This window comes from Dankookia rubra (genome assembly GCF_004355005.1).
GTDB classification, from domain to species: domain Bacteria; phylum Pseudomonadota; class Alphaproteobacteria; order Acetobacterales; family Acetobacteraceae; genus Paracraurococcus; species Paracraurococcus ruber_A.
On the sequence record NZ_SMSJ01000080.1, the window covers coordinates 1 to 23,266 of the forward strand.

Sequence of the window (23,266 nt, forward strand, 5' to 3'; positions counted from 1 at the left end):
GCCTGAGGTGCTGCGGGTTGGTCTCGACACCCAAATCCGTAAACGCAATCAGCAGTTTACGCCACGCCCGCCAGCCGCACCGTAGGCCCGTGATGAATAAGAGCGGCTAGCTTCTGCAGTCCCTGGCAGTCGCTCAGGCGCCGCACTGCCTTTGTCATTGCATAGCGCGCAAACGCGTTGCCCCGCCGCAGCAGCAGCCAGGCTATGAAAGCAGCATCGCGCGCGCCTTGGCTACAGACCAGGTTTACGATCGGAATTGGTAACATATTTCCTCTCCTCAGGTGCGATGAGGGCCGGTGGGCCGAGCCTGAGGCAGGTTCCAAGTTGTTCGTGGCAAGCGGCGTAGGTGCCAGCGTGGAATTGGCGACGACCAGAATGCTTGCCTCGGCTGATGGAATTGTTTGATGCTTTAGCGGTCTGGGCCAAGCTGTGATGCATGCGACGCACTGCCACGGTGGCGTGCACTGCAGGTGGGAGCGGCGATGCTGACCATCCAGCTTCTGGGTGAGATGACGGTGCTGCGCGACGGAGAGGCGCTGCCGCTACCACCCTCAAGGAAGACACGCGCGCTGCTCGGGTACCTCGTCGCGACTGGCCGGCCGCAACGGCGCGAGAAACTCTGCACCATGCTCTGGGAGGTCCCTGACGACCCACGCGGCGCGCTGCGCTGGAGCCTCAGCAAGCTGCGCGGATTGGTGGATGAGCCGAATGGACCCGCTCGGATCCTCGCCGAACGGGAGACCGTCTCCTATGTGCCCGAAGGCGCAAGGTGTGATCTTCGCACGTTGCGAGAGACGGCCACACGGCCGCTGGAGAGCGTTGGCATCGAGACGCTGCGCACTGTGGTGGATAATATCGAAGGCGATTTCCTATCAGGGTTGGAGCTGCCAGGACAGCCCGACTTCCAGGCCTGGTGCCTGGCAGAGCGTGAGGATGCGCGGCGGCATCATGCGGCTGTGCTTGACGCTCTGGTCAGCCGACTTGCTGCGACAGCACCAGAAGAAGCCTTGCCGCATGCCAGGCGTCTGGTTGAGTTGGATTCCTTTGCGGCAAGGCCACGTGCCGCACTCGTCGCCCTGCTGGCACGGTTAGGCCGACGTGAGGAGGCCGCGCAGCACTGCGAGACCGGTACGCGCCTGTTGCAGGAGGCAGGCCTGCCGCTCGGCCCGCTTGCGGCTGCCGCGCGTGACCTCCGGGCTCCCCCATCGTCCCGCCACACCGCGGCGCCGCAAACGGACACAGCCACCAGACTACCGGTGGCAGCCGCGAATGCATCCGCTCTTCCAGGACCGACATCAAGAGATTTGAGAGAGGATGTGAAACGTCTGATCATCGTGGACGATGAGCCAGAGCTCGGCCGCATGGTTGCGGAGTATCTTGGTGGGCATGGGTTTGCGGTGCGTACGGCAACCAGTGGCCAGGCAATGCGTCGCCTGCTGGCTGAGGAGCCGGCCGATCTCGTCATCCTCGACGTTAATATGCCAAGCGAGGACGGCTTTTCAGTTGCGCGGAGCCTGCGTACTGGCGCGGGCGGCCCGAAGATTCTTTTCCTTACCGCTGCAAGCGAAGTTGTCGACCGCGTCGTCGGACTTGAACTGGGGGCCGAGGACTACGTCACCAAGCCTTTTGATCTGCGTGAGCTGCGCGCCCGCATCCGCATCATCCTACGCCGTGCCGAGGCGGAGAAAGCTCCGGCAACTGCTGCCCGACCGGACCCGCAGATGATCCCGGTACAGCCGCCGACCGAGGAGGTCGCACCGCCTCCGCAGCAGGAAATCCGCTTCTGTCTCGCCACCGACGGCGTGCGCATCGCCTACGCGACAAGCGGCGAGGGGCCGCCACTGCTGAAGCCGGCAAATTGGCTTACTCACCTGGAATTCGACTGGGAAAGCCCAGTCTGGCGCCATTGGATGCGCGAGCTGTCGCGCGGACGCCGATTGGTCCGCTACGACGAACGGGGCAACGGCCTATCGGATAGGCAGATTGAGGAGCTGTCGCTTGAGGCCTGCCAGCGCGATATGGAGGCGGTGATCGCGGCAGCAGACCTGACACGCTTTCCCGTGCTGGGGATCTCGCAGGGCTGCGCCTGCGCCGTCGCGCATGCGGTGGAGCATCCGGGGCAGATATCGCGGCTGATCCTCTATGGCGGCTATGCGCGCGGCTGGACGCACCGGTCGAGCCCGGCGCAGCTCGCCACCCGCCAAGCCCTGATTACCTTGATGCGCCATGGCTGGGGCGCCGACAGCCCGGCCTTCCGGCAGGCCTTTACCAGCCTCTTTATCCCAGATGGTACGATCGAACAGGCGCGCTGGTTCAACGAGCTGCAGCGGATGACGACGTCGCCGGAGAATGCGATACGGATCCAGGAGATGTTCGGCGCGATCCAGATTGAGGCGTTGCTGCCGCAGGTGACGGTTCCCACCCTGGTGCTGCATTGCACCGGCGACGAGGTGGTGCCTTTCGAGGAGGGGCGCCGGCTAGCGATGGGCATACCGGGCGCACGCTTCGTCCCGCTCGAGGGCCGCAACCACATCCTGTTGGAGGACGAGCCGGCCTGGGGCCGTTTCCTCGGCGAGGTCCGCGCTTTTCTCGCCGAGGACGATGCCTCGGGCAGCTGGGATTACAGCGCGCTGTGACCCCTGGCGACCCACTTCAGACTCGCGGCGTCTGGCCGGGGCCACCGCGCATATAATGCCGCTCCGGCCGGTAACCGGTGCCGCTCAGCCAAGCCCAGATGTCGCGGAGCGCCCAAAAGCTGGCGCGTGCCGGCGTGCTCATGGCTGCCTCGCCAGACGCAGCGGAGCGGGGCGCGGCAGCTTGCCGGCGAGCGTCTCAAAGGTTGGATCCATGGCAGCAGTCTCAAGGAAGGCGGCATAACCAAGGTGGGACTGCAGTGCCTCCATGAAGATTTGGCAGTCGCGCGGAGCCGCGCCGCTTGCCTCGCAGCTCATACGGAAGCGGGCCTCCGCCTCCGGCCCGTATTCCAGCGCCGGGGCACCAAGGGCGAGGCTCGGCACAACGATGGCGAGCCCTAGCACGGGCAGCCACCAAGGATGGTGGCAGCTCGAATGGCGGGCTTGGTGGTGCATGGCGGTCTCCTCTGTCCTGTTGCTCGGGCCGCATCGGCCCACGATCAGGATTTTCGGTGCCGCCGGTGTGCAGGGCGTAAGCGTCCGGTGATGCGGCGATAGACCGTCAGCTTGCTGCGGCAGCTGCGTCGCTTGGCAGGTTCCACGGCAGGAGCTCGGCGACCCGACTGACGGGATGGTCGGCGATGCGCTCCAGCACACGGCGGAGGTAGGCCTCCGGGTCGAGGCCGTTGAGCTTGGCGGTGGCGATCAGCGAGGCGATTGCCGCGGCACGGTGGCCGCCGGTGTTGGAGCCCGCGAACAGCCAGTTCTTCCGGCCGAGGGCGAGCGGCCGGATGGCCCGCTCGACCGGGTTGTTGTCGATCTCCAGCCTGCCGTCCGCGACGTAGCGTGTCAGCGCTTCCCATCGGCTGAGGGCATAGCGGATGGCTACGGCCAGATCGCTGCGGCCGGAGATCCGGGCGAGGGTCGCGTCGAGCCAGGTGCGCAGGCCCTCGAGGAGAGGCCCGGCCCTGGCCTGGCGCTGCTTGGCCCGCGCATCGGGCGGCTGGCCGCGGATGTCCTGCTCGATGGCGTAGAGCAGGGCGATGCGGCGCACCGCCTCGGTCGCCAGCGGCGCCTGGCCGGTGGCGTGCAACTCGAAGAAGTAGCGTCGGACATGCGCCCAGCAGGCCGCCTCCTGCACCTGGCCGCCGTCGTACAGTCCGTCGAACCCGGCATAGCCGTCGGCCTGCAGCACGCCGCAGAACCCGGCGAGATGCGCCTTGGGATGCTCGGCCCGGCGGTCCGGACTGTAGCGGTAGAGCACGGCGGGCGGGATCGTGCTGGCGTGCGGCCGCTCGTCGCGGAGATAGGCCCAGAGCCTGCCGGTGCTGGTCCTGCCGAGACCAGGGGCGAGGACCGGCACCGGCGTGTCGTCGGCATGCAGCACGGCGCCCGCCAGGACATGCCGGGCCAGGGCGTCCAGCAGCGGCCGCAGCAGCGCCGCCGACTGGCCGACCCAGTCGGCCAGGGTCGAGCGCTGCAGCTCGAGGCCTGCCCGGGCGTAGATCTCGCTCTGGCGGTACAGCGGCAAGTGGTCGGCGTACTTGGCCACCAGGACATGGGCGAGCAGCCCCGCCGTGGCGCGGCCGCGGCGGATCGGCAGGCTCGGCGCCGGGGACTGCGTGATCACCTCGCAGCCGCAGCAGGAGAACTTCGGCCGGACATGCCGGAGCACACGGAACCGGCCCGGCAGCCAGTCCAAGACCTCGGTCACGTCCTCGCCGAGGCGGCGCAGCGTGCCGCCGCAGGCCTCGCAGGCCTGCACATCGGCGCCGTGCTCCATCACCTCGCGCGGCAGGTGCTCCGGCAGCGGCCGCCGGGCAGGCTTGCGGCGCTCCGGCCGGGCCGCGGCGTCCGCGGGATCCTCGACAGGCGCCGAGGTGGGCGCCTCCGTCTCCAGTTCCTCGAGCGCCAGCTCCAGTTGGTCGGCCTCGCGGGAGAGCCGCTCGGAGGAGCGGCCGAACTGCATACGCCGCAGCCGGGCCAGCTGCAGCCGGAGCCGCTCGATCAGTGCGCGCTGATCAGCCAGCGCCGCGGCCTGCGCCAGCACGATGGCGCGCAGCGCGTCGGCGTCGTCAGGCAGGGTGGCGAGATCGAGGACCACGACGGCATCATCCTCAATGCCGTCGCGTCGTGCCGAATGAATCCCCTGCGAGCCGACGCTATCCCGCCATCTCCGGTCGCCAGGTACGGGCGGGCATGCGCCAGTCGATGCCCTCCAGCAGCATCGAGAGCTGCGCGGGCGTCAACGACACCACGCCGTCCTTGGCCTGTGGCCAGACGAAGTGCCCGCGCTCCAGCCGCTTGGCGTAGAGCACCAGGCCCTGGCCGTCCCACCACAGCGCCTTGACCAGGTCGCCGCGGCGGCCGCGGAAGACGAACAGCTGGCCGCTGAACGGGTCCTGCCCCAGTGCCTCCTGCACCTGCCGCGCAAGCCCGTCGAAGCCGCGCCGCATGTCGGTCGGGCCCGCGGCCAACCAGACCCTCACGCCAGGCGGCGGTCCCGGGATCACCCGCGCAGCGCCGCCAGCACACGCCGCAGGGCGACCAGGCTGACCTCATCCCCGACCCGCACCCGGATGCCGTCGGGCAGCTCGATCTCGATCGCCGCAGCTTTCCGGGATGATGGTGGCGGCGCAGGCTCCGGTTCGGGCAGCACCTCGTCCTGACGATCGGCGACGGCAACGCGGACCGGCACGAACTCCGGTGTCGGCTCGGCCACCAGCAGGCCATCCCGAGCCTGGCGCCGCCACTGGAACACCAGGCTGCGGTAGATGCCGTGTCGAGCCGCCACCTCTGCCACCTGCACGCCGGGCGCATCGCATTCAGCGAGAATGCGGAGCTTGTCGGCCACGTTCCAACGGCGCCGCCGCTCGCGCCCGGTGATGATCTCAACCGTCCCGCTGCCCATGACCTTACAGCCGACCTTACGCCCGACGTTAAGGCCGCCAGCCTCAACAGACGTCAGCGGCCAGGGAAGGCGCCCGAGGCCGGACGCTTACTGCAGGGCCGTGGAAGCAGGCGTTGGAAAAACCAAACGACACGTGGTTTTTGCACCACCGTGACCGCGCCGCTGTGAGGCGAAACACAGCCTTGCCTCGGATAAATGAAGGCCGGCGCGGGGCATTGCGACCCGGCCGGCCTTCCATACTGCGCCCGCGCAGAGGCGCGCCGCTATTCCTGCAGCGGCACCGTGTAGGTCACCGCCGACCCAGTCAGGCAGACCTCGCCAGCCGCGTTGCGCACCTCCGTCCTCAGCGTGCAAATCGGCTTGTCATCTCGCACCGAGATGACTTCGACGTGGCCAGTGATCTCCTCGCCGACCAGGACGGCCTTCACGAAGCGCCACTCGACCTGAAGGAACACCGTGCCGGGACCGGGCAGGTCTTCGGCGACCAGCGCATTCAGCAGGCCGGAGGTGACACCGCCCTGTACGATCAATCCACCGAAAGGCGAGGCGGCGGCGAGCACCGCGTCGTAATGCAGCGGGTTCATGTCACCGGTCATGGCGGAGAACATCTCTACGTCGCGCATGCTTGTCTGGCGGCTCCGCTCGGCCATGCTGCCATGCTCCGGACGCCCCTTGAGGGTACGCCGCCAGGGTGTGTCGTGCGTCATGCTGCTTTTTCCTGCCAAATGGAAGTAGAAGCCTCAAGTCCGGCGAGGTGCTCCACCTCCGCCTTCATTGCCCGGTTCAGCGCCTGGTGGTGCTGCTTCAGATCTTCGAGCGACCAAGCGAAAGAGGCGATGGCGTCGCTGGCCGCCAGCAGTGGCAGCGACATGGCGTCCCGCGTTTCGGCATAGGCGGCGAGAGCCGCCACGGTGTCCTCCGAAACCGCACGCGCCAGCAGCTCAGCATCGCGCAGGGCATCGGTCATGCCATGTGCGGTCAATGGGTCCTTGAAGTAGCCGGCATCGCCGACCAGGGCCCAACCCGGCCCATATGCCTGGCGCAGGTATCCGCGCCGCCCACCAAAAACAATGCGCCGGCCCGCAGGCTCGGCGTCCGTGACGGCTTCAGCGAGGGCAGGAGAACATTCCGCCAGCACCTGCTGGTACAGATCAGCCAAGGCCTGCCCAGCCGAGGCGCGCAGACGCACCGGTGGTAGAGCAGCAAAGACGCAGTGCCGCCCGTCATTGGTTGGAATGACGCCGGCGCTGACGCCCTCGCGCCAATACCAGTTGTAGCCTTCCGCATGCAGGCCGCACCAATGGCTGTAGATCACCGCGCTGGCATGCAGCCCCTGGTGCAGTTGCGGCGCGCCGGTCAGCCGCGCGACGGCTGAGCTCATGCCGTCGGCGCCGACCACCAGGCCAGCGGCGACTTCCGTCCGCTGACCATCCTCGCCGAGGATCACGGCACCGGTGACGCGCCCATGCGGGCCCCGCAGCAGCTCCACGAGGTGATAGCCGTGCCGCACCTCCGCGCCCGCCTCCCCTGCCGCATCGGCCAGCACGCGGTCCAGTATCGTGCGCCGCGGCGCGTAGAGCGCGTCGCCGCCTGGACCGGCTCGCAGCGCAAGCTCGATGCTATCCTCGCCGTAGTGGAAGACGGTGTGACGCACCGCTGGCGTTGTCTTGGCAATGCGAGGCAGCAAGCCCCAGCGGTGGAGCTGCAGCACCCCGCCGCGCATCAGCGCATGGGTCGACATGGTATCGACGCCGTAGACGGCACGATCGATGCAGAGCACCCGAAGGCCCTGTCGTGCGAGTAGCATCGCGGTAGCGGCCCCGGCGCAGCGCGCGCCGACCACCAGGGCATCGTAGCTCTGCAGTGCGAACATGATCTGTACTCCCTAGGTCAGGCGGCGACGCGGCTGGGCAGCGTCAAATGGTCGAGGATCGCCTCGGTCAGCTCCCGGGCGTCCTGGCCGACGCCGTCGATGAAGCTGGACCGCCGCCGCCGCATGAAGCGAAGGCCGAGGGCGAAGAGCCCCGGCGCCGGCGTGATGCCGCCTTGGTGGACGATTTCGCCGTCGGTCCCGAGGACAGGCACCTGCAGCCAGCCATAGTCGCGGCGGAAACCGGTGGCCCAGACGACGCTGCCGATCCCCGCTGCATCTAGATCGAGGCTGGTGGGAGCTGTTCCTACCCGGATGCGATGGGCAACACCGGGCTCGGGCGATGCGCCTGCCTGGTCGGCCAAGCCGTCGATCCGCGCCAGCAGCCGTTCAAGCGCCCGTTGCGCGCCCTCGACCGTCTCCTCCAGGTCATCCTGCAGATGCAGCACGCCGCCGGAGTGGCCCGTGGCGCGGCCCAGCAGCCGCACCCCCGCCGCCTGCAGGGTGCCGAGGTCAGTCGTCCCGCCGTCGGGTCGGCCGACGAGCTGGAAGGAAGGCTGCTGCCGCGCACGGGCGAGATCCGACACCTCGGTCGTCCTTTCATCGAGCAAGCCGGTTCGCTCCAGCCAGCACCAGATATCCCGGCCGCGGTAATGTCGCGGCAGGCGGGTGTGGCGGCCCACCGAGAGATGCACCTGCCGCCCGGCGCGCTGGATCTCCTCCGCCAACTGAACGCCAGTGGCCGAGGCTCCAACAACCAGCACGCCACCTGCGGGCAGCTCTGCCGGGTTGCGGTAGTCGGAAGGCGTGACCTGCCGGATGCCAGCGGGCAGCGCCTGCGCCAGGTCGGGAATGGCAGGCCGGTCGCAGTAGCCGGTGGCGATGACGACCGCTGCGGCCTCCCAGGTGCCGCGGTTGGTCTCCACGCGGTAGCCACGCCGCCCGAACCGCACGGCCTGCACCGTGACACCACATTCGACGGGAGCATCGGTAGCGCCCGCATAGGCATCGAGGTAGCCAGCGAAGTCGCCGGACGCCATGAAGCCGTCGGGCTCGGCACCGCGATAGGACCAGCCGGGTAGCCGGGTCATCCAGTTGGGCGTCAGCAGGCGCAAGCTGTCCCAGCGCTCGCTGCGCCAGCGCTCGGCGATGCGTCCGCGCTCCAGGACGACATGCGGGACGCCGCGACCGGCAAGGCAATGGCTGATGGCGAGGCCGGCCTGGCCGGCGCCGATGACGACGACAGAGATGCGCTGCATGGGTCCCTCCGGGGCAATCACCGCCGGCGCCGCTTGTCGCGCTGCGCCGGCGGAGGAGCGTGTCGCTCAGGCCTCCAGGGCGATGGAGACGGGCACACCCTTGGTCAGGATGTCGAAGACGGCCGAGCGGGCGCGCGACTGGTCGATAATCTTCTGCAGCATCTCGGCTGGTGCATCGCCCTTGACCTTGAAGGTCACGCGGATCGCCTGGAAGCCGTTCCGCACCTCCTGCGACAGGCCGAGGATACCGCGCAGGTCCATGTCGCCCTCGACCATGCAGCTCACCGACTCCAGTGTGACGCCGCGCGCCGCGGCGATGTTGGCGATGCCGGCGGTGAGGCAGCCGGCCAGGGCGTGCAGCAGGTGTTCGACGGGCGTCGGTCCCTGGTCCTCACCGCAAAGAACCTTCGGGTGGTCACTCTCGGCGGTGAAGGGCATGGCGTGCTTCATCTCGCCGCCAACGCCGTAGAAGCCGGCCACGGTGCTGCGGCAGTGCGTGCCGCCCATCCACTTGCCCTGGGCGCGGAACTTGAAGGCGGCGAGCGAGGGCTGGTCAGCAACCGCGGCGATCGTGGCGAAGAGCTTCGGGGTGTCGACGCCGTTGCGCGGCACGGGCAGCTTCTTCGGGGCGGGCATGTCGGTGGTGACGTGGGTGTCCATGGCGGCTCTCCTCTGACTTGCCTCGACCGGCCTGTTGCCTGTCGGGGTCGGCCCTTTGATAAGGAGCGGCCGTGGAGGTGACCGTGTGAACCATCGTGGAAATGGCAGTGTCGGCCGTGGGATCGAGCCGGGGCGCCGGTCCTCCTGCTAGCGCCGGCCCGCCGATCCCGGCGCGCGCCACGGCCCATGCCTCGCCCGGGCGGATTACCCGATGGTCAGACAAGTCAGCAATGGCCGCCCCGAGGCGACCAGCCGATGACAAGACTGATCGACTAGACCGGCACGGTACCGTTAGACTCAGGCCCGGCTGCGTTCACGCTCATAGGTTGTTGAATGAAGCGGCGAGATTTCATGGCCTTGGCCGGCATGGTGTCTGCAGTTCCATCTGCTGCAGGACACGCGCAGGTACCTAGGCTGCCGGTCATCGGATATCTCTGTCCTGAGTCGCCAAGACTTTTCGGCAGTCGCATCCGTGCTTTCCGCGACGGTCTCGCCGAAACGGGATATGTCGAGGGCCGCAACGTCGCCATCGAGTTCCGCTGGGCGGAAGGCTACTACGATAGGCTACCCGCCCTTGCGGCCGATCTGGCCAACCATCAGGTGACAGCGATCGTCGCGCCCGGTGGCGCTCCCGTTGCACTCGCTGCGAAGGTAGCAACCTCGACGATTCCCATTGTATTCGAGATGGGTGGCGATCCTGTCGCACTCGGGGTTGTGGGCAGCCTCAATCGACCGGAAGGCAATCTTACAGGGGTGTCGAGTTTGAGCGTTGAGGCCAGCCTCAAACGGCTGGAACTTCTCCACGAGGTGGCTCAGAACGCTGCCGTTGTCAGCGTCGTCGTCAATCCGACAAGTCCCACCGCTGATGCGCAGCTGAAGAAGCTGCAGATTGCGGCGGCCACTCTCGGGCTGCAGCTTCCAGTTCTGCAGGCCAGTACCGAACCGCACTTCGAATCCGTGTTCGCAGCGGTACCTCAGCTGCATGCGAGCGGCCTGGTCTTCACCTCCGACCCTTTCTTCGCCTTCCGGAGCCAGCAACTGGCTGAACTCGCCATCCACCACGCCGTGCCCGCGATCACCCAGTCCCGGGATTTCCCCATCGGTGGCGGACTCATGAGCTACGGCGGCGATTTCGTGCAGTCCCACCGTCAAGCCGGGGTCTATGCCGGACGCGTGCTCAAGGGCGAGAGGCCTGCTGATCTGCCAGTGCAGCGGGTCACGAAACTTGAGTTGTTTATCAACTTGAAGATTGCCAAAAGCCTCGGCATCGCTGTTCCGCTGTCGCTCCTCGCACGGGCCGACGAGGTGATCGAGTAGGCAAGGCGATCCCGGCGATGCTCAGTCGTTGAACGTCGTCGATAGCCGGCGCCCGGATCAGGTCCGAACTCCAATTTGCTCCTGCAGTTAGTCTGGGTGAGGAGGTCAGCGCTCGCCTGGCGCATCCGCAGCTAACTCAGCGACGATCCGGCGAACTTCGTCTGGCCTGAAAGGCTTCTCGAGCACGGGCCGGCCCGTGCTGGCCATTAAGTCGCCGGAGGCCGGGTTCAGCGTGTCGCCGGTAATGAAGGCGATGCGCCGGCACAGATGCGGCCGATTTTCCTCCAGCCAGCCGTAAAGGGCTTGCCCACCCACCTCTGGCATTCGTAGGTCGTACAATATAGCATCGTAGTCTTGGTTGGACAGCAGGCGCTGGGCATCGCGTCCCGTTGCCACGAGGTCGCAGCGGTAGCCGAGTGGATCGAGGAAGTCCGCCAGCATGCCGGCAAGGTTGGGCTCGTCATCCACCACCAGCGCGCGGCGTTTAGATTGCGCGCTGCCTGCCTCGACCTGGCAACTGATGTTTCCGTTGCCCGGCGCCTCTTCCGCAGGCGCCCGTGGCACCCGCAGCACGAAGCAGGCGCCACCTCCGGGTGCCTCATCAAGGCACAAGGATCCGCCGTGCACCTCCGCGATGCTGCGGGAAACAGCCAGCCCGATCCCGGTGCCGGCCCCGAGCGGCTTGGTGGTGAAGAAAGGGTCGAAGATCCGCGTCCGATGCGCTGGGGAGACGCCAGGCCCGTTGTCGGCCACGGTGATCTCGACGGCGTCGTCATCAGCTCGCGCCACGAGGTTGATCCGGCGCGTTGATGGCCGCTGCTCCAGCGCCTGACGCGCATTGGTCAGCAGGTTGGCGATCACCTGCTGAAGCTGATCGGCATCACCAAGCAGCGGCGGCAGCCCTAACGGAATGTTCTGCGCGACTTCGATGCCATCGCTGCGCAGCTGATAGGCGAGGAGCTGCAGGGCGTCTTCGATTATTTTGCGCGCTTCCAGCGGCCGTCGCACCGCCGCCTGCTGGCGTGCCATGGCGAGGAAGCTACGCACGATCCGGGCACACCGATCGGCGGCCAGATGGATGCGCTCCGCCTTCTCGGCGATGGTCGGGTGCTGACCATCCACCTGCTCCCGAAGCATCAGTGCGCTGCCGAGGACGATGGAGAGTGGGTTATTCAGCTCATGTGCCACGCCGGCGAGCAGGGAGCCGAAGGCCGCCATCTTCTCCGTTTGCTGCAGTGCCTCGCGCTGGCGCTGGAGTTCGGCCGCGGAGGCGCGGGCCTCGCGCAGGACAGTGACGTGGCGCAGCGTCTTGGCGACCGTCACCTCGAGATCGGCGAAGTCGATCGGCTTGGTCAGGAAGTCAAAGGCACCGCGGTTCATGGCGGCGCGGATGTTTGCCATGTCGCTATAGGCGGACACGACCACCGTAGCGAGCGGCGGCGCTAGCGCCTGCAGCCGGCCGAGCAGCGTTAGTCCGTCCATGCGCGGCATGTTGAGGTCAGCGAGTGCGAGGTCGATCCCCGGATGACGCGCGACCAGGTCGAGCGCCTCGACGCCATCGTGCGCAAACAGGAATGCCAGATTGCCCGCGCGGATCTGCCGCCTGAACCGCTGCAGGATGAGCGCCTCGAGATCCGGCTCGTCGTCGACGACGAGGATCGTCGTCACGGCCCGGCCCTCCGCTGCACGAGGCGCCGTTCCACCTCGGCCCACAGGGCGGCGATGTCGATTGGCTTCGGCAGCAGGTCGAGGTCTGTCATCGCAGTCATGGCGATGCCAGGGAGCAGCAGGACGATGCCGAACCCGCCAGACCTCCGGGTAGTCCGGAATACACGCAGGGCAAAGACTGCAGATTCCAGGCCGAAGCGGCTCGGGCAATCGCCTCGGGCGACCACCTGACGGCTTTCTGGTATCGGCCTGAGAGGCTCGACGGGGTGATCATTGCAGCGAGACCTTGGTACCGGTCTGACCGTTGAGGAGCCGGCGCAGGTGGAAGCTCGCCAGGGTGTCGGTCGCGTCCGTGCCTACAAGCGCTGCGAAGGCTGAGAGCGCGCTTGGATCGCCCGCGGCAAGCTTCTGGAAGGCGGCGGCATAGGCGCCAGTGGCCGAGTCTTCAGAACCTTCAGGTGAAAGCGGCTCGTATGCGCGCAGGGGTTCGCTGCGGCCTCGCAGCAGCAGGTCGCCAGCGGGGCGGCCCCGGAAGCCCGGAACCCGTGTGGCCACCGCTGCGCTAGCACAGACGCGCGTACCGAGAACTTTGTTTGCGGCCTCGAGCCGCGCGGCGGTATTGATCGTGATCCCATACGCCGTGTAGTCGAAGTACCGCCCACCCCCAAAATCGCCGACCAGGGCCGCGCCGGAATGCAAGCCGATGCGGGTCGCGCCGAGCAGGATCGTCTCAGCCCTCCACCGGCTGCGGAACCCCTCCGCGAAAGTATCGAGGGCAACCGCGCAGGCGACTGCGCGTCCCGCATGGTCTGGTTCGTCATCGGGCGCACCGAAGAGCACCTGGAGCGCGTCGCCCATGATCTTGGTGATCGTGCCGCCATGGGCGAAGACGATGTCCGTCATGCCCGCAAAGTAGCCGTTGAGGAGGTCCGTGAGCACGGTCGGCTCCACGGTCTCAACCAGAGCAGTGAAGCCGGTGATGTCAGTGAAGACGGCCGTCACGTCGCGGCGCTGGCTGGCCAGGCTCGGCGCACCAGACTCCGCAGCAAGCTCCGCTACACGGTTCGGTGAGAAGTAGCGGGCGAGTGCTGCATGTGCGCGCTCCGCGGCGGCCCGCCGGGCGCGGGCCTCGCGCAGGACAGTGACGTGGCGCAGCGTCTTGGCGACTGTCGCCTCCAAGTCGGCGAAGTCGATCGGCTTGGTCAGGAAGTCAAAGGCCCCGCGGTTCATGGCAGCGCGTATGTTCGCCATGTCGCCATAAGCGGACACAATCACCGTGGCGAGCGGGTCCTCCACCTCCTGTAGCCGGCCGAGCAGCGTGAGCCCGTCCATGCGCGGCATATTGAGGTCAGCGAGTGCAAGGTCGATCCGTGGATGACGCACGACCAAGTCGAGCGCCTCGACGCCGTCGCGCGCAAACAGGAATGCCAGATTGCCCGCGCGGATCTGCCGCCTGAACCGCTGCAGGACGAGCGCCTCGAGATCCGGCTCGTCGTCGACGACGAGGATCGTCGTCACGACCCGGCCCTCCGCTGCACGAGGCGCCGTTCCACCTCGACCCGCAGGGCGGTGAAGTCGATTGGCTTCGGCAGCAGGCCTTCTGCGCCACCCTCCACCGCGCGACGTCGCGTTTCGATGTCGCCATAGGCGGTGACCATGATCACGGCCAAGTCGGGGCGCACCGCCTTGGCCCGTGGAAGTAGATCGAGGCCACTCATCCCCGGCATGTTAACGTCAGAGAGCAGCAGGACGATTTCGTGCCCGGCCGTCCCCTCTATGATCTGGAGGGCCTGCTGAGCCGAGGTGGCGAACTCCATCCTGAAGCGACCCGCTTTGAGGTCGCGCCGGAACTGCTGGCGGAATAACGCCTCGATATCAGCTTCATCATCCACGATGAGGATGTGCTGACTCATCCCATCCTCCCGGCCGGCGGCGCCACAACCAGAGGTAGGGTGACGACAAATTCAGTAAAATCGCCGGGCTTCGTCACAACATCAATGGTTCCGCCATGCTGCTTTACCACGATGTCGTGCGATAGGGAGAGCCCAAGGCCGGTACCCTCGCCCGCCGGCTTGGTGGTGAAAAAAGGTTCGAAGATACGTGCCTTCACCGCGTCGGGAATGCCGACCCCGTTGTCGCGTACGCGGATCTCGACTCGATCCGGCAGTGCCCTCGTAGCGACGGAGAGCGCCGGCTGGAAGCCTTCCGGCGCGTCGTTGAGGCCCTTCCTGTGCGCCGCGTAGAAGCCGTTGCTGATCAAGTTCAGCAGCACCCTGGTGAATTCGTGCGGGTAAAGCTCGATCTGGCCGACCGTCGGGTCGAAAGCCTTGGCGAGCTCGATATTAAAGCCCGGCTTCTCGGCCCGCGCGCCGTGATAGGCAAGGTTCAAGGCTTCCTCAACGAAAGCGTTCAGGTCGACCAAGCTCCGCTCGCCGCCGCCCTCGCGGGAATGGGCCAGCATGTTTTTAACAATGTTGTCGGCCCGTCGGCCGTGCTGGACTATCCTGGCCAGATTGTCCCGCAGCATCAGGGCCAACTCGGCGACCTCCTCGCGCAGCTTGGGTTGCAGGGAAGGCCCAACTGCTGCAAGCGCGTCCTCTAGCTCCTGCAGCAGCTCGACGGACAAGTCGGCGAAGTTGTTAACGAAATTCAGTGGGTTTTTGATTTCGTGGGCAATTCCGGCCGTGAGCTGGCCGAGCGAGGCGAGCTTCTCGGTCTGGATCAGCCGGTCCTGTGCCTCGCGCAGGTCTTCGAGGGAGCGCGCGAGCGCGTGGGTCCGGTCGGCGACCTTGGTCTCCAGCGTCTCCTGCGCCTCCTGGACGCGCTCCGCCATGACATTGAAGCGCTGCGCGAGTGCGCCAATCTCATCCGTGGAGGCGACCGGGATGCGCTGGGCCAGGTCGCCTTCCCCAAGGCGCTGGGCACCAGCCTGGAGCTGGCGGATGGGCACCACCATGCGCCACGCGAGCCATCCACCCAGCAAGAGGGCGAGGAGGACGCTCACGCCCAGCAGTATCAGGGTTTGGGAAAAGGTGGCCATCACCGGGACCAAAACCTCACGGCGCGGCAGTTCGACGAAGACGAGCCAGCCGAGCCGAGGGATTGAGGCGTGGGCCGAGAGCACCGCCCGCCCGTCCAGGCCGACCACGGTCTCGGGCGTGAACCCGTCACCATCGCCATCCGCGTTCCGGACCGCCCGCGCGACCTGGGGCAAGTGAGAAAGATCTGTCGCGCGCAGGACGAGGCTCATGTCGGGGTGGGCGACGAGCCGGCCGGCAGAATCAGTAACGTAAGCGTAGCCCGCCTCGCCGACCCGGATTGCCGTGATCGCGTCCCATATCAGCTTCAGATTCACGTTGACCGAGGTCACGCCAGGTTTGCGGCCGGCATGAGCGATGGACAGCGTCATGTATGGCTCGGATCCACGCTGAAAGTAGACGGGGCCGTACCAGACCCGATCTACAACCGCTCGCGTAAAGCGCGGGTCGGCCGAAAGGTCGGCCCCACCGCCGACCACGTCTGGCTCAAGGCGCGAGAGCCGCAGTTGCTCGCGGCCCTCGCCATCGATAAAGAGCACGTCGGTGATCGCCAGCGTCTGCCGCAGCAAACGGATCAGGTCGTAGCGGCGCTGGTCGACGCTTATTCGCGCCCATTCGGCCCGGGTGGTCCATCCTATCTGGTTTTCGATTTCGGCGACGAACTGCGCCACCCGCTCGGCCGCCGCGAGCGCCTTCTCCTGCTGCACGCCCACAGCTGATGCTGTAGCCTCTTTGTAAGAGAGCCACATATTGACCGCCCCACTCACGAGGAGCGCGATAACCACTAGACCGATAAGGGCACGGGCGAAGCGTCGCGCCAAGCCTGATGGTACAAGCGCGGCTGCTGCCGCACGCATCCAGCGGACTGGGAACGACTTCTTGCGGCGGAGTGTGCTTTCTGGCATGGCCGCCAAAGTCAGAGGTGTCAATCGACCTCGTTTGAGCATGGAGAATCATTCCACGATACCTCCGAATGCGCTGGTAGTTTGCGGGTTTGGGTTGAACCTGAAAATTGCCGTTAGATGTGAGTGGTAAGTCGCCCAGCGTGTACACAGCATGCGATTGAGCAATGGATGGACGACGAGGCTTATCCGCAGACCCATGCCGTCCCGCGTTAGCTGCATGCGAATAAACCCATATGTACATCAGGGTCTTATCGCCGAGCCGTGGCGAGATCATTGCGACACAAATCTCCGTGTCAAATCAGCAACACTCAAGATACCGGCGCAAGATATCGTCCCGGCATGGGGAGTTTGGGTCGATGCCGCCTTTTGTGCAGACCCCGGCGTGAAAGCCTATTTATTTCGTACGCAGATTATAAACGAGCTCTCATTCCGGGTTCACGACCGCGTCACGACGACTTCGAGGTACTCGCTCGGCACGATCAGCGTGTCCGTGCCGCCACGATTCATGCGGGTGAACAGCGCGCGGACATCATGCTCCAGCGCCGCGGCCTTCGTCGTGTCGAGCGCCGCAAATGCGCGGTTCACCGGGCCATAGTAGGTTCTGAAGACCTCCAGCATGTGGTCGGGCGAGCGGTAGCGGAAGGTGAAGACCTGCGAAGACGCCTCGACACGGTGGCTGGGGAACAGCTCGGCAAGGCGGGCCTCCGTGCCCCAGAGCGCGGGCGAGCGAATGCCAGCCGGCGGCGGCAAATGCTGGCCGATCGTCCGGAACAGCTGGCCGATGAAGCCCTCCGGCGTCCAATTAGCAAGCCCGACCCGGCCACCCGGGCGCACGACGCGAACGAGTTCGGCGGCCGCCTTTTCCTGGTCCGGCGTGAACATGACGCCGAAAGTCGAGAGCACAACGTCGAAGCTCCCGTCATCGAACGGTAGAGCTTCGGCATCAGCCTGCTGAAAAGCAATCACCAGCCGCTCGGCAGCGGCGCGCTCCCGGCCACGTTCGAGTAGTTCACCGACGTAGTCGGTGGAAGTCACCTGTGCAAAGCGCCGGGCCGCCGCAAGAGTGGCGTTGCCGTTGCCGGCGGCAACATCGAGCACACGCTCGCCGGCACGCAGGTCCACTGCCTCGCAGATACGCTCGCCAACAATCTGCAGCGTGGTGCCGACGATGGCGTAATCGCCGGTTGCCCAGGTCGCCTGCTGGCGGGTCTTGAGCGCAGCGAGGTCGGGGGTGGGAATATTGGTGTCCATGGGGTTCTCTCCCGTGTGCGGTAGGATCGTGTTGGGGTGGCGCGGGCCGCGCAGCGTCGCGCGGCCGTGCCCTGGTGGAGCCCGGCGCCCGCCCGGCCGCCGGGCTCTGGGCGGCCATGCGCCAGAGGATCAGGTGGCGATCGCCGTCGCGCTGCCGGAACCATTGCCGTAGTAGCGGAGGATCCGGTGTCGGTTTCGTACACGAAGCACTGGTCGGGCGTTGCCGCGGCGCCGGCGGCGACCTCAGCAGCAGCATCAACCTGACAGAGCCCTCTCGAGTGGCCATCGCTTCAGCCGCACGTGAGGCCTCTGGTCAGCTCGGTCGCCCATAGAACAGGAGGTCCGTCCAGCCATCGCCGCCGAAGTCACCGGCAACGATTTGGGACCAGCTGGTCCTCCAGTTGCCGAAGGTCCTCAGCTGCGAGAGGCTGGCCTTACCGCTGCTCCGGTAAAACTCGCCCCAACCTGCGGTGCGGTCGTAGAACAGGAGATCCGTTGTGCTCCCATCGGCGAAGTTGCCGGGAACAATCATTGTCCAGCTTTTTCGCCAGCCGTCGTAGGATCTCAGTTGAGCGATGCCTCCCTGCCCATCGGTCTTGTAGAATTCACCATAGCCAGCAGCGCGATCGTAAAAGAGAAGGTCGGTGCGGCCGTCACCACCGAATTTGCCAGGGACAATAATGTCCCAGCTCGTCCGCCAGTTCGTGTACGACCGCAGGAGCTTCATCCCGCCGGAGCCGTCCGTAATGTAGAACTCCCCGTACCCGGCACTCCGGTCGTAGAGCAGCAGGTCCGTATGGCCGTCGCCGCCGAAGTCGCCCGGGATGATCAGGTCCCAGCTTGTGCGGAAGTTCGTGTAAGTCCGCAGCCCGCCGATCACGCCACCTTCGGTCGCATAGAACTGCGCCGTTCCGGTCTCGCGGTCGTAGAATAGGAGGTCGGTGCGTCCGGTCCCCCCGAAGTTTCCCGGGACGACGATGTCCCAGGTCGTCCTCCAACCCGGCTGTGCCCGCAGGAGGCTGACCCCGCCGGAGCCGTCCATAGTGTAGAACTCCCCGTACCCGGCACTCCGGTCGTAGAGCAGCAGGTCCGTATGGCCGTCGCCGCCGAAGTCGCCCGGGACGATGCTATGCCAGCTATCCCGCCAGTTGCCATGCCCGCGTAGCATCGCGATCCCGCCGGATCCGTTCGTCGCGTAGAACTCGGCGTTGAAGATGCCAATGGTTGGCCGGATCCAGCCAAGGTGCTTGAACACGTCGACTGCCGTGAACTCCTTGTTCACCACCGTACAGTCCTGGACGACCCCTTGCGACGCTATGCCCGTGACGACGGGAACACTCCCGTTGAAGGTGACGAAGCCTGAGCCGCTATCCCCGGGGCACAGGGACGCGGTCTGCGAGCGGCCAATGAAGGTCGTCCCGCCACCGAGGATGATGGGTCCTCGCAACACCGCTACTTGGCCGGCGGGTAAGGTCACCGTGTGGCTGGAACTAGCGATCGTCCCGACTGCACCCACGGCGCCCGGAGCAGCTGGAAGTGCGGCGGGCTGGAGGAGCGGGTCGGACGGGAATGGCTGCGGTAAGCGCACTAGCGCAAGATCAAAGTCGGCACTCCCCGTCTTATAGCTGGGGTGAAGAACAACCGACCCCGGCGACGTGGTCTGGTCACCCCTGGTCGCTTTGCCCGCCGAGTTGGTCCTGCTGTAGGACACGCGGACGCCGCCGAAGCTCGTTTCCACGACGTGGGCGGCGGTCAGCACCCATGTCGGAGCGATCAGGACGCCCTTGCCGGTCAGGGTTCCCTGGACGTTCACGACCCAGGGGAAGTTGTGATCTGGCTCGATTGTTCCCCCCACAACGCTCGGCCAACGTTCGAGAATTTGGTCCACGGCGGATCTCCAAAGTTTCTGACCAAGTGTTCTCAGAAGTTGACGCGCGGGCTCGTCGAATGGAAATCTTGTTTTCAAATCGCTCTAATAAGGTAGGCTTTGGGATGCGGAGCCTGAACCTCGACCAGCTGCGCACCTTCGTGGAGGTGGTCGCACTCGGTAATTTCTCTGCAGCCGGGCGGCGGCTCAGCCTGACGCAGCCCGCGGTAAGTCTGCACGTCCGCGAGTTGGAGCAGCGCCTCGGCGTTCGACTGGTCGAGCGCAGCGGTAGGCAGGCGCGCGCGACAGCGCCGGGGCGGGAGCTGGTAATGCAGGCGCAGCAGATTTTCGCCGCATGCGATGCGGCGGAGGCTGCGATGCGTCGGTTTCGCGAAGGTTGGCTTGGCCGGGTCCACTTGGGCACGACACTGTCCGCGCTGATGTATGACCTGCCGCCAATTCTGCGGGCACTGCGCAGGGACTATCCTGGGATCGAGCTGCTGGTGACGAACATGCCGACGCGCGACAGCGTGGACGGGGTGCTGCGGAACGCGCTTGACCTCGCGCTGGTGACACTTCCAGTAAAGGCGCCGCGGCTCCGGATTACGCCGCTGCGGCCGGGAGTTCTGGTCGCTATCTTTCCTGCCAACGCGCGAGACGTGCCGGACATTGTTACGCCTGCCTACTTTGCCCGGCAGACGGTAGTGCTGGAGCACGCGCGCGGGGCTGTGCACGCGCTCGTCATGCAGTGGTTGGCCGGCTGTAAGCTGCAGGGCGCGCCGATGTGGATGGGCACGATTGAGGCGGTGAAAAAGGCGGTCGCGTCGGGTCTAGGAGTCTCAATCATATCCGATGTTACGGCATCCGAGCCCACGTCCGAGATCGTCGTACGCCCTCTGCAGCCCGCGGTTCCATGCACGCTCGCCCTTGTCGAGCAGCAGAACCCGCCGGAAGAACCGGCGCTGGGGATCGTCCGCAACGCGCTGCTCGAGATTGGCGCTGCCAACCGGTGAAACTCCCCTGACAAATGCATCGGTGTTGTTGTATATATCTGGCCAGTAGGATTGCGGGATGCGCTACCGCTTGTGGGAAATGACGGTTGATTGCAACACGGCGTGGGATACGCGCTGGCGCGCCGCAAAGCCGCAGCCGACCGCAATGGTGGTGTTAGGCGCCGATTAAGGCAGTCGCCGCTCAGACTGGATAAGTGTCCTGAGCTCGCGCGCTGTCTGCGTGGAAGGAGTGCTCAGCGGCGCGCGGCCGGCGGCTCCTGGTTGGTCGGAATGCCGGCGAGGTGACGGTAGAACGCCAGCGCCCGGTTCACTGACAACGCTTCATGCCGGGAGGTCTGCGCGCCGGCCCGAATGCCCCAGAGCCCGTAGTAACCCCACACCTCTGGCGACAGGCGCTCGAGGTAGGAGGTGCAACGCAGGTCACTGGGCGCGAACAGGGGCACCAGAAGGAAGCGCACCGCGGTAATGTTCTCGACCGCGATCGCCACCCGGCTCGGCCCGTGGTCCAACACCCGCATCCGGTAAATCACCTCGCCGGACGAGCGGCTGTCCTTCTGCGCGAAGTAGAGATCCGCGCCGGGGACCATCTCGGCGGGCACGAAATCGGCGCGGCGGCGCCGCGTCTCCGGCCCATCGAGCGCGGCAGCATCGGTGACTAAAGTGCGCCAGCTGCTATCGCTGACGGACCGGTACCTGACGAAGTCCAGCCGGTGCAGGCGGATGCGGTCCAGCCCGGCTCATGCCAAGTCTGTATCGCCGGCACCGCACCGGGTGGAGCGTAGAATGGCTGCGGCGTGCCCCCACACGGCGGCCTTGAGCCGTCGCCGGCTTGGGCGAGCGCAGCTAGCGGCCGTGACAGAATGAGGACCATGCCGGCCCGCCGCCCCATCGCCCATTCACGCCGAACGCCTTGCGGCGGTGCACCTGGCGCGCAGCTGACATGCCGTCTCACCGGCGCAGAGGCACGTCGTGCGGTGGCGTGGGCTGGGGCACTGGTGCCGGAGCGCCTGGGGCACCTTCCAGGACTGCCCCGCCTCCCTTGTGGGCTTGGTTCGCCTTGGGGGAGATTGGGCCCTGATCTGCCGATTGTGCGGGCGACTCTGACCTCGAGCCCGCCTGTGGAGCGCGGGAAGTCGATTGGTTAGCGACAGCCCGCGATGACTCCGAAGGAGATATGCTCGGGTTCGTGTCGCGTGGCGTTTGGGCGAGAGCGGGGCTGACCAGGAGGGCAGCCACAATGGCGAAGAGCGTGGTTTTCCGCATGACGGTCTCCAGGCAGCTCCGGATGATCCGCCTCCCAAACGTCAACACGACGGGCAGGTTGCTGCGCGCTTCTTGTGGTCCCTCCCTGCCTGTTTCCAGGGAGGCCAACGCACTTCACCGGCCGGCCTTGGCACGCACTGCAGTGCCCGCCACAGAGCTGACGAGGCTCAGGACGGTGTCGGGTGGGTGCCCGAGGCGCTCCGCCACCACGCCGGCCCAGAGCGTCAGGACGGGCGCGCGCTTGACCCAGATTGGTGGCGGGCACGGTCGCCGGCATGGCGGCCGCGGGCCGCAGTCGGACATGCGGCGATTCCAGCATCTTATGCGGATTGGGGCAAGCGCTTCTATGCTCCGATAACCGCCCTTATCAGAGGGGAGAGAGCGTGCCTGGGGTGATCAGTCCTCGCCGCGATGTGCATATTCAGGGTTGAATATAAGCAGCATTCTTTTGCTGCGGGGCGGGCCAGATTCTCTCCCTGGCGGCAGTCGCGCCCGCGCTGCCTCCCCCGCTCTCCCCCAACCTCTGCCTAGTCGGGCAGCCCGGCACGGGCCACCGGACACGGCCCCTCGCTCTCCGGCATCTCGGCCGGGCGCGCGTTGGGCTGAATCACGATGCCCACCTGGCGGTTGCCGCATCACCCCGCGCAGCACCAGCTCGCGCCGGACCATCAGCGGCGTACACCGCGCCAGCTAAGCAACTTCGACGATGGTCAGCCCGTCGACATACAGCCCCGGTCAGGCGCCCCGCGGCGCAGGCTTCTCCGGCGCGCTCATGCCGACACCCCTGCCCGCTTGTTTCGCACCACCCGCTCGACGCTGCTCCGGCTGACGCCAAGCCGCTCGGCGATCAGTGCGCAGCTCAGCCCCTGCGCTCGCAGTGGCGCGACCCGGTCGTGCCATTCGCACCTCTTGGCCACCTGCCGCATCGGCACGCCCATCGCGTGCAGGTGCTGCAGGACAGAGCTGTGCGGCACTCGCGCCTCGTCGGCGATCTCGCGCACGGTGGCCCCGACCGCATACCAGGCCGCGAACTGCTCGGCGTGAGTCATGCTGGGCCCCGTTTCCCCTGCCGCATGTAGCTCGGCAGCCGGCCGGTATCAGCCCAGAGATCCACCGGAGCGTTATGTACGAAATCATACAAAGCTGCGGCCTCGTCGGGCGTCAGATGCACGGGTGGATAGCCCATGAAACAGGATGATCCCCGACCAAGCGGGGGACGGGTTTCGACGAACGCGTCGGTTAGCTCCAGCACTTCGGTTGGCTTGCGAGGGCAAGACATGCGGGCACCTCCGGCTAGGACCGGTTTGGAAGATCCCACAGCGATTTTTGCTGGGCTCTTAACCAGGGTTCCGCGTTGCCGTCGCCGGCCGCGGCCTCGTGTCGCCGATACCTGGTCAGCACACTCTGGCGCAGAACTTCAAATAATCCGCCACTTTCCGCCCGATGCAGGCCTAGTGCCAGTTGCGGATCCCCAGCAAACCCGCCGGGCGCTGATTGCGCCCCTAGGAGCCCGTCCCGGTAACCGGATTTTGGACTGATGCCGCTGGGGGCGGAGCGGCGCTCTTTCGATGTGCGCCGCCGCTGTGCGTCAGGCAGCGGCTGCCCTGGCGA

19 protein-coding genes are annotated in these 23,266 nt (G+C 66.4%); 3 read left to right on the forward strand and 16 right to left on the reverse strand.

The genetic code is table 11. The features are described from left to right. Positions 1–482: 482 nt before the first annotated feature. Positions 483–2,636: an alpha/beta fold hydrolase gene (locus E2C06_RS29010; protein ID WP_133292069.1), complete on the forward strand. Its 2,154-nt coding sequence runs from the start codon at positions 483–485 to the stop codon at positions 2,634–2,636. Between the two features lie 138 nt (positions 2,637–2,774). On the opposite strand, the gene E2C06_RS29015 is transcribed toward E2C06_RS29010, so the two are convergent. From E2C06_RS29015 to E2C06_RS29050, 8 genes are all read right to left on the reverse strand, one after another. Then, positions 2,775–3,089 carry a hypothetical protein gene (locus tag E2C06_RS29015; protein ID WP_133292070.1) on the reverse strand — a complete coding sequence of 105 codons (315 nt, stop codon included), beginning with the start codon at positions 3,087–3,089 and terminating at the stop codon, positions 2,775–2,777. A 106-nt stretch (positions 3,090–3,195) separates the two neighbouring features. Then, positions 3,196–4,737, reverse strand: coding sequence for an IS66 family transposase (gene tnpC, locus E2C06_RS29020; RefSeq protein ID WP_133292071.1), 1,542 nt, complete (start codon positions 4,735–4,737; stop codon positions 3,196–3,198). 58 nt (positions 4,738–4,795) lie between these two features. Beyond that, positions 4,796–5,122 carry an IS66 family insertion sequence element accessory protein TnpB gene (tnpB, locus tag E2C06_RS29025; RefSeq protein WP_456305194.1) on the reverse strand — a complete coding sequence of 109 codons (327 nt, stop codon included), beginning with the start codon at positions 5,120–5,122 and terminating at the stop codon, positions 4,796–4,798. Between the two features lie 20 nt (positions 5,123–5,142). Continuing rightward, entirely contained in the window at positions 5,143–5,544 is a 402-nt protein-coding gene (tnpA, locus tag E2C06_RS29030; protein ID WP_133292073.1) for an IS66-like element accessory protein TnpA, read from the reverse strand. Between the two features lie 263 nt (positions 5,545–5,807). Beyond that, the gene (locus tag E2C06_RS29035) at positions 5,808–6,251 is read right to left on the reverse strand and encodes a MaoC family dehydratase (protein WP_133292074.1); all 444 of its coding nucleotides are present in this window, start codon (positions 6,249–6,251) and stop codon (positions 5,808–5,810) included. Continuing rightward, positions 6,248–7,417: an NAD(P)/FAD-dependent oxidoreductase gene (locus E2C06_RS29040; RefSeq protein ID WP_133292075.1), complete on the reverse strand. Its 1,170-nt coding sequence runs from the start codon at positions 7,415–7,417 to the stop codon at positions 6,248–6,250. Before E2C06_RS29040 ends, E2C06_RS29035 begins: the two co-directional genes overlap by 4 nt. 17 nt (positions 7,418–7,434) lie before the next feature. Further along, complete coding sequence (locus E2C06_RS29045) at positions 7,435–8,673, reverse strand: NAD(P)-binding domain-containing protein (RefSeq protein WP_133292076.1); 1,239 nt, start codon at positions 8,671–8,673, stop codon at positions 7,435–7,437. 66 nt (positions 8,674–8,739) lie between these two features. Then, positions 8,740–9,333: an OsmC family protein gene (locus tag E2C06_RS29050; protein ID WP_133292077.1), complete on the reverse strand. Its 594-nt coding sequence runs from the start codon at positions 9,331–9,333 to the stop codon at positions 8,740–8,742. Between the two features lie 333 nt (positions 9,334–9,666). On the opposite strand from E2C06_RS29050, the gene E2C06_RS29055 reads away from it, so the two are divergent. Continuing rightward, positions 9,667–10,650, forward strand: coding sequence for an ABC transporter substrate-binding protein (locus E2C06_RS29055; RefSeq protein ID WP_133292078.1), 984 nt, complete (start codon positions 9,667–9,669; stop codon positions 10,648–10,650). Between the two features lie 105 nt (positions 10,651–10,755). Here E2C06_RS29055 and E2C06_RS29060 read toward each other — a convergent pair whose 3' ends face one another. The 6 genes from E2C06_RS29060 to E2C06_RS29085 form a co-directional block, all read right to left on the reverse strand. Next, positions 10,756–12,318: a hybrid sensor histidine kinase/response regulator gene (locus E2C06_RS29060; RefSeq protein ID WP_165982733.1), complete on the reverse strand. Its 1,563-nt coding sequence runs from the start codon at positions 12,316–12,318 to the stop codon at positions 10,756–10,758. Between the two features lie 270 nt (positions 12,319–12,588). Next, the gene (locus tag E2C06_RS29065) at positions 12,589–13,836 is read right to left on the reverse strand and encodes an adenylate/guanylate cyclase domain-containing protein (RefSeq protein ID WP_133292080.1); all 1,248 of its coding nucleotides are present in this window, start codon (positions 13,834–13,836) and stop codon (positions 12,589–12,591) included. After that, positions 13,833–14,231 (reverse strand): response regulator, encoded by a 399-nt coding sequence (locus E2C06_RS29070; protein ID WP_133292081.1) that lies wholly within the window; start codon positions 14,229–14,231, stop codon positions 13,833–13,835. The genes E2C06_RS29065 and E2C06_RS29070 overlap by 4 nt, the downstream gene beginning before the upstream one ends. Beyond that, positions 14,228–16,063 (reverse strand): sensor histidine kinase, encoded by a 1,836-nt coding sequence (locus E2C06_RS29075; protein WP_206664742.1) that lies wholly within the window; start codon positions 16,061–16,063, stop codon positions 14,228–14,230. Before E2C06_RS29075 ends, E2C06_RS29070 begins: the two co-directional genes overlap by 4 nt. 633 nt (positions 16,064–16,696) lie before the next feature. Next, on the reverse strand, positions 16,697–17,512 hold the full coding sequence (locus tag E2C06_RS29080) for a class I SAM-dependent methyltransferase (RefSeq protein WP_133292083.1): 816 nt from the start codon (positions 17,510–17,512) through the stop codon (positions 16,697–16,699). Positions 17,513–17,825: 313 nt separating this feature from the next. After that, positions 17,826–19,400 carry a trypsin-like serine protease gene (locus E2C06_RS29085; RefSeq protein WP_165982734.1) on the reverse strand — a complete coding sequence of 525 codons (1,575 nt, stop codon included), beginning with the start codon at positions 19,398–19,400 and terminating at the stop codon, positions 17,826–17,828. 104 nt (positions 19,401–19,504) lie between these two features. Here E2C06_RS29085 and E2C06_RS29090 point away from each other — a divergent pair, with 104 nt between their 5' ends. After that, a complete protein-coding gene (locus E2C06_RS29090) occupies positions 19,505–20,392 on the forward strand; it encodes a LysR family transcriptional regulator (protein ID WP_133292085.1) in 888 nt (295 codons plus the stop codon). 233 nt (positions 20,393–20,625) lie between these two features. Here E2C06_RS29090 and E2C06_RS29095 read toward each other — a convergent pair whose 3' ends face one another. Next, positions 20,626–21,123 (reverse strand): DUF6675 family protein, encoded by a 498-nt coding sequence (locus E2C06_RS29095; RefSeq protein ID WP_338324247.1) that lies wholly within the window; start codon positions 21,121–21,123, stop codon positions 20,626–20,628. A 1,302-nt stretch (positions 21,124–22,425) separates the two neighbouring features. After that, on the reverse strand, positions 22,426–22,704 hold the full coding sequence (locus E2C06_RS29100; RefSeq protein WP_133292087.1) for a helix-turn-helix domain-containing protein: 279 nt from the start codon (positions 22,702–22,704) through the stop codon (positions 22,426–22,428). Between the last annotated feature and the right edge of the window lie 562 nt (positions 22,705–23,266).

Bases quoted from the DNA above. Each gene is read 5' to 3' on its own strand.
- E2C06_RS29010 (WP_133292069.1), top strand. From the start codon at position 483: ATGCTGACCATCCAGCTTCTGGGTGAGATGACGGTGCTGCGCGACGGA.
- E2C06_RS29015 (WP_133292070.1), bottom strand. From the start codon at position 3,089: ATGCACCACCAAGCCCGCCATTCGAGCTGCCACCATCCTTGGTGGCTG.
- tnpA (WP_133292073.1), bottom strand. From the start codon at position 5,544: ATGGGCAGCGGGACGGTTGAGATCATCACCGGGCGCGAGCGGCGGCGC.
- E2C06_RS29035 (WP_133292074.1), bottom strand. From the start codon at position 6,251: ATGACGCACGACACACCCTGGCGGCGTACCCTCAAGGGGCGTCCGGAG.
- E2C06_RS29040 (WP_133292075.1), bottom strand. From the start codon at position 7,417: ATGTTCGCACTGCAGAGCTACGATGCCCTGGTGGTCGGCGCGCGCTGC.
- E2C06_RS29045 (WP_133292076.1), bottom strand. From the start codon at position 8,673: ATGCAGCGCATCTCTGTCGTCGTCATCGGCGCCGGCCAGGCCGGCCTC.
- E2C06_RS29050 (WP_133292077.1), bottom strand. From the start codon at position 9,333: ATGGACACCCACGTCACCACCGACATGCCCGCCCCGAAGAAGCTGCCC.
- E2C06_RS29055 (WP_133292078.1), top strand. From the start codon at position 9,667: ATGAAGCGGCGAGATTTCATGGCCTTGGCCGGCATGGTGTCTGCAGTT.
- E2C06_RS29070 (WP_133292081.1), bottom strand. From the start codon at position 14,231: ATGAGTCAGCACATCCTCATCGTGGATGATGAAGCTGATATCGAGGCG.
- E2C06_RS29080 (WP_133292083.1), bottom strand. From the start codon at position 17,512: ATGGACACCAATATTCCCACCCCCGACCTCGCTGCGCTCAAGACCCGC.
- E2C06_RS29090 (WP_133292085.1), top strand. From the start codon at position 19,505: ATGCGGAGCCTGAACCTCGACCAGCTGCGCACCTTCGTGGAGGTGGTC.
- E2C06_RS29100 (WP_133292087.1), bottom strand. From the start codon at position 22,704: ATGACTCACGCCGAGCAGTTCGCGGCCTGGTATGCGGTCGGGGCCACC.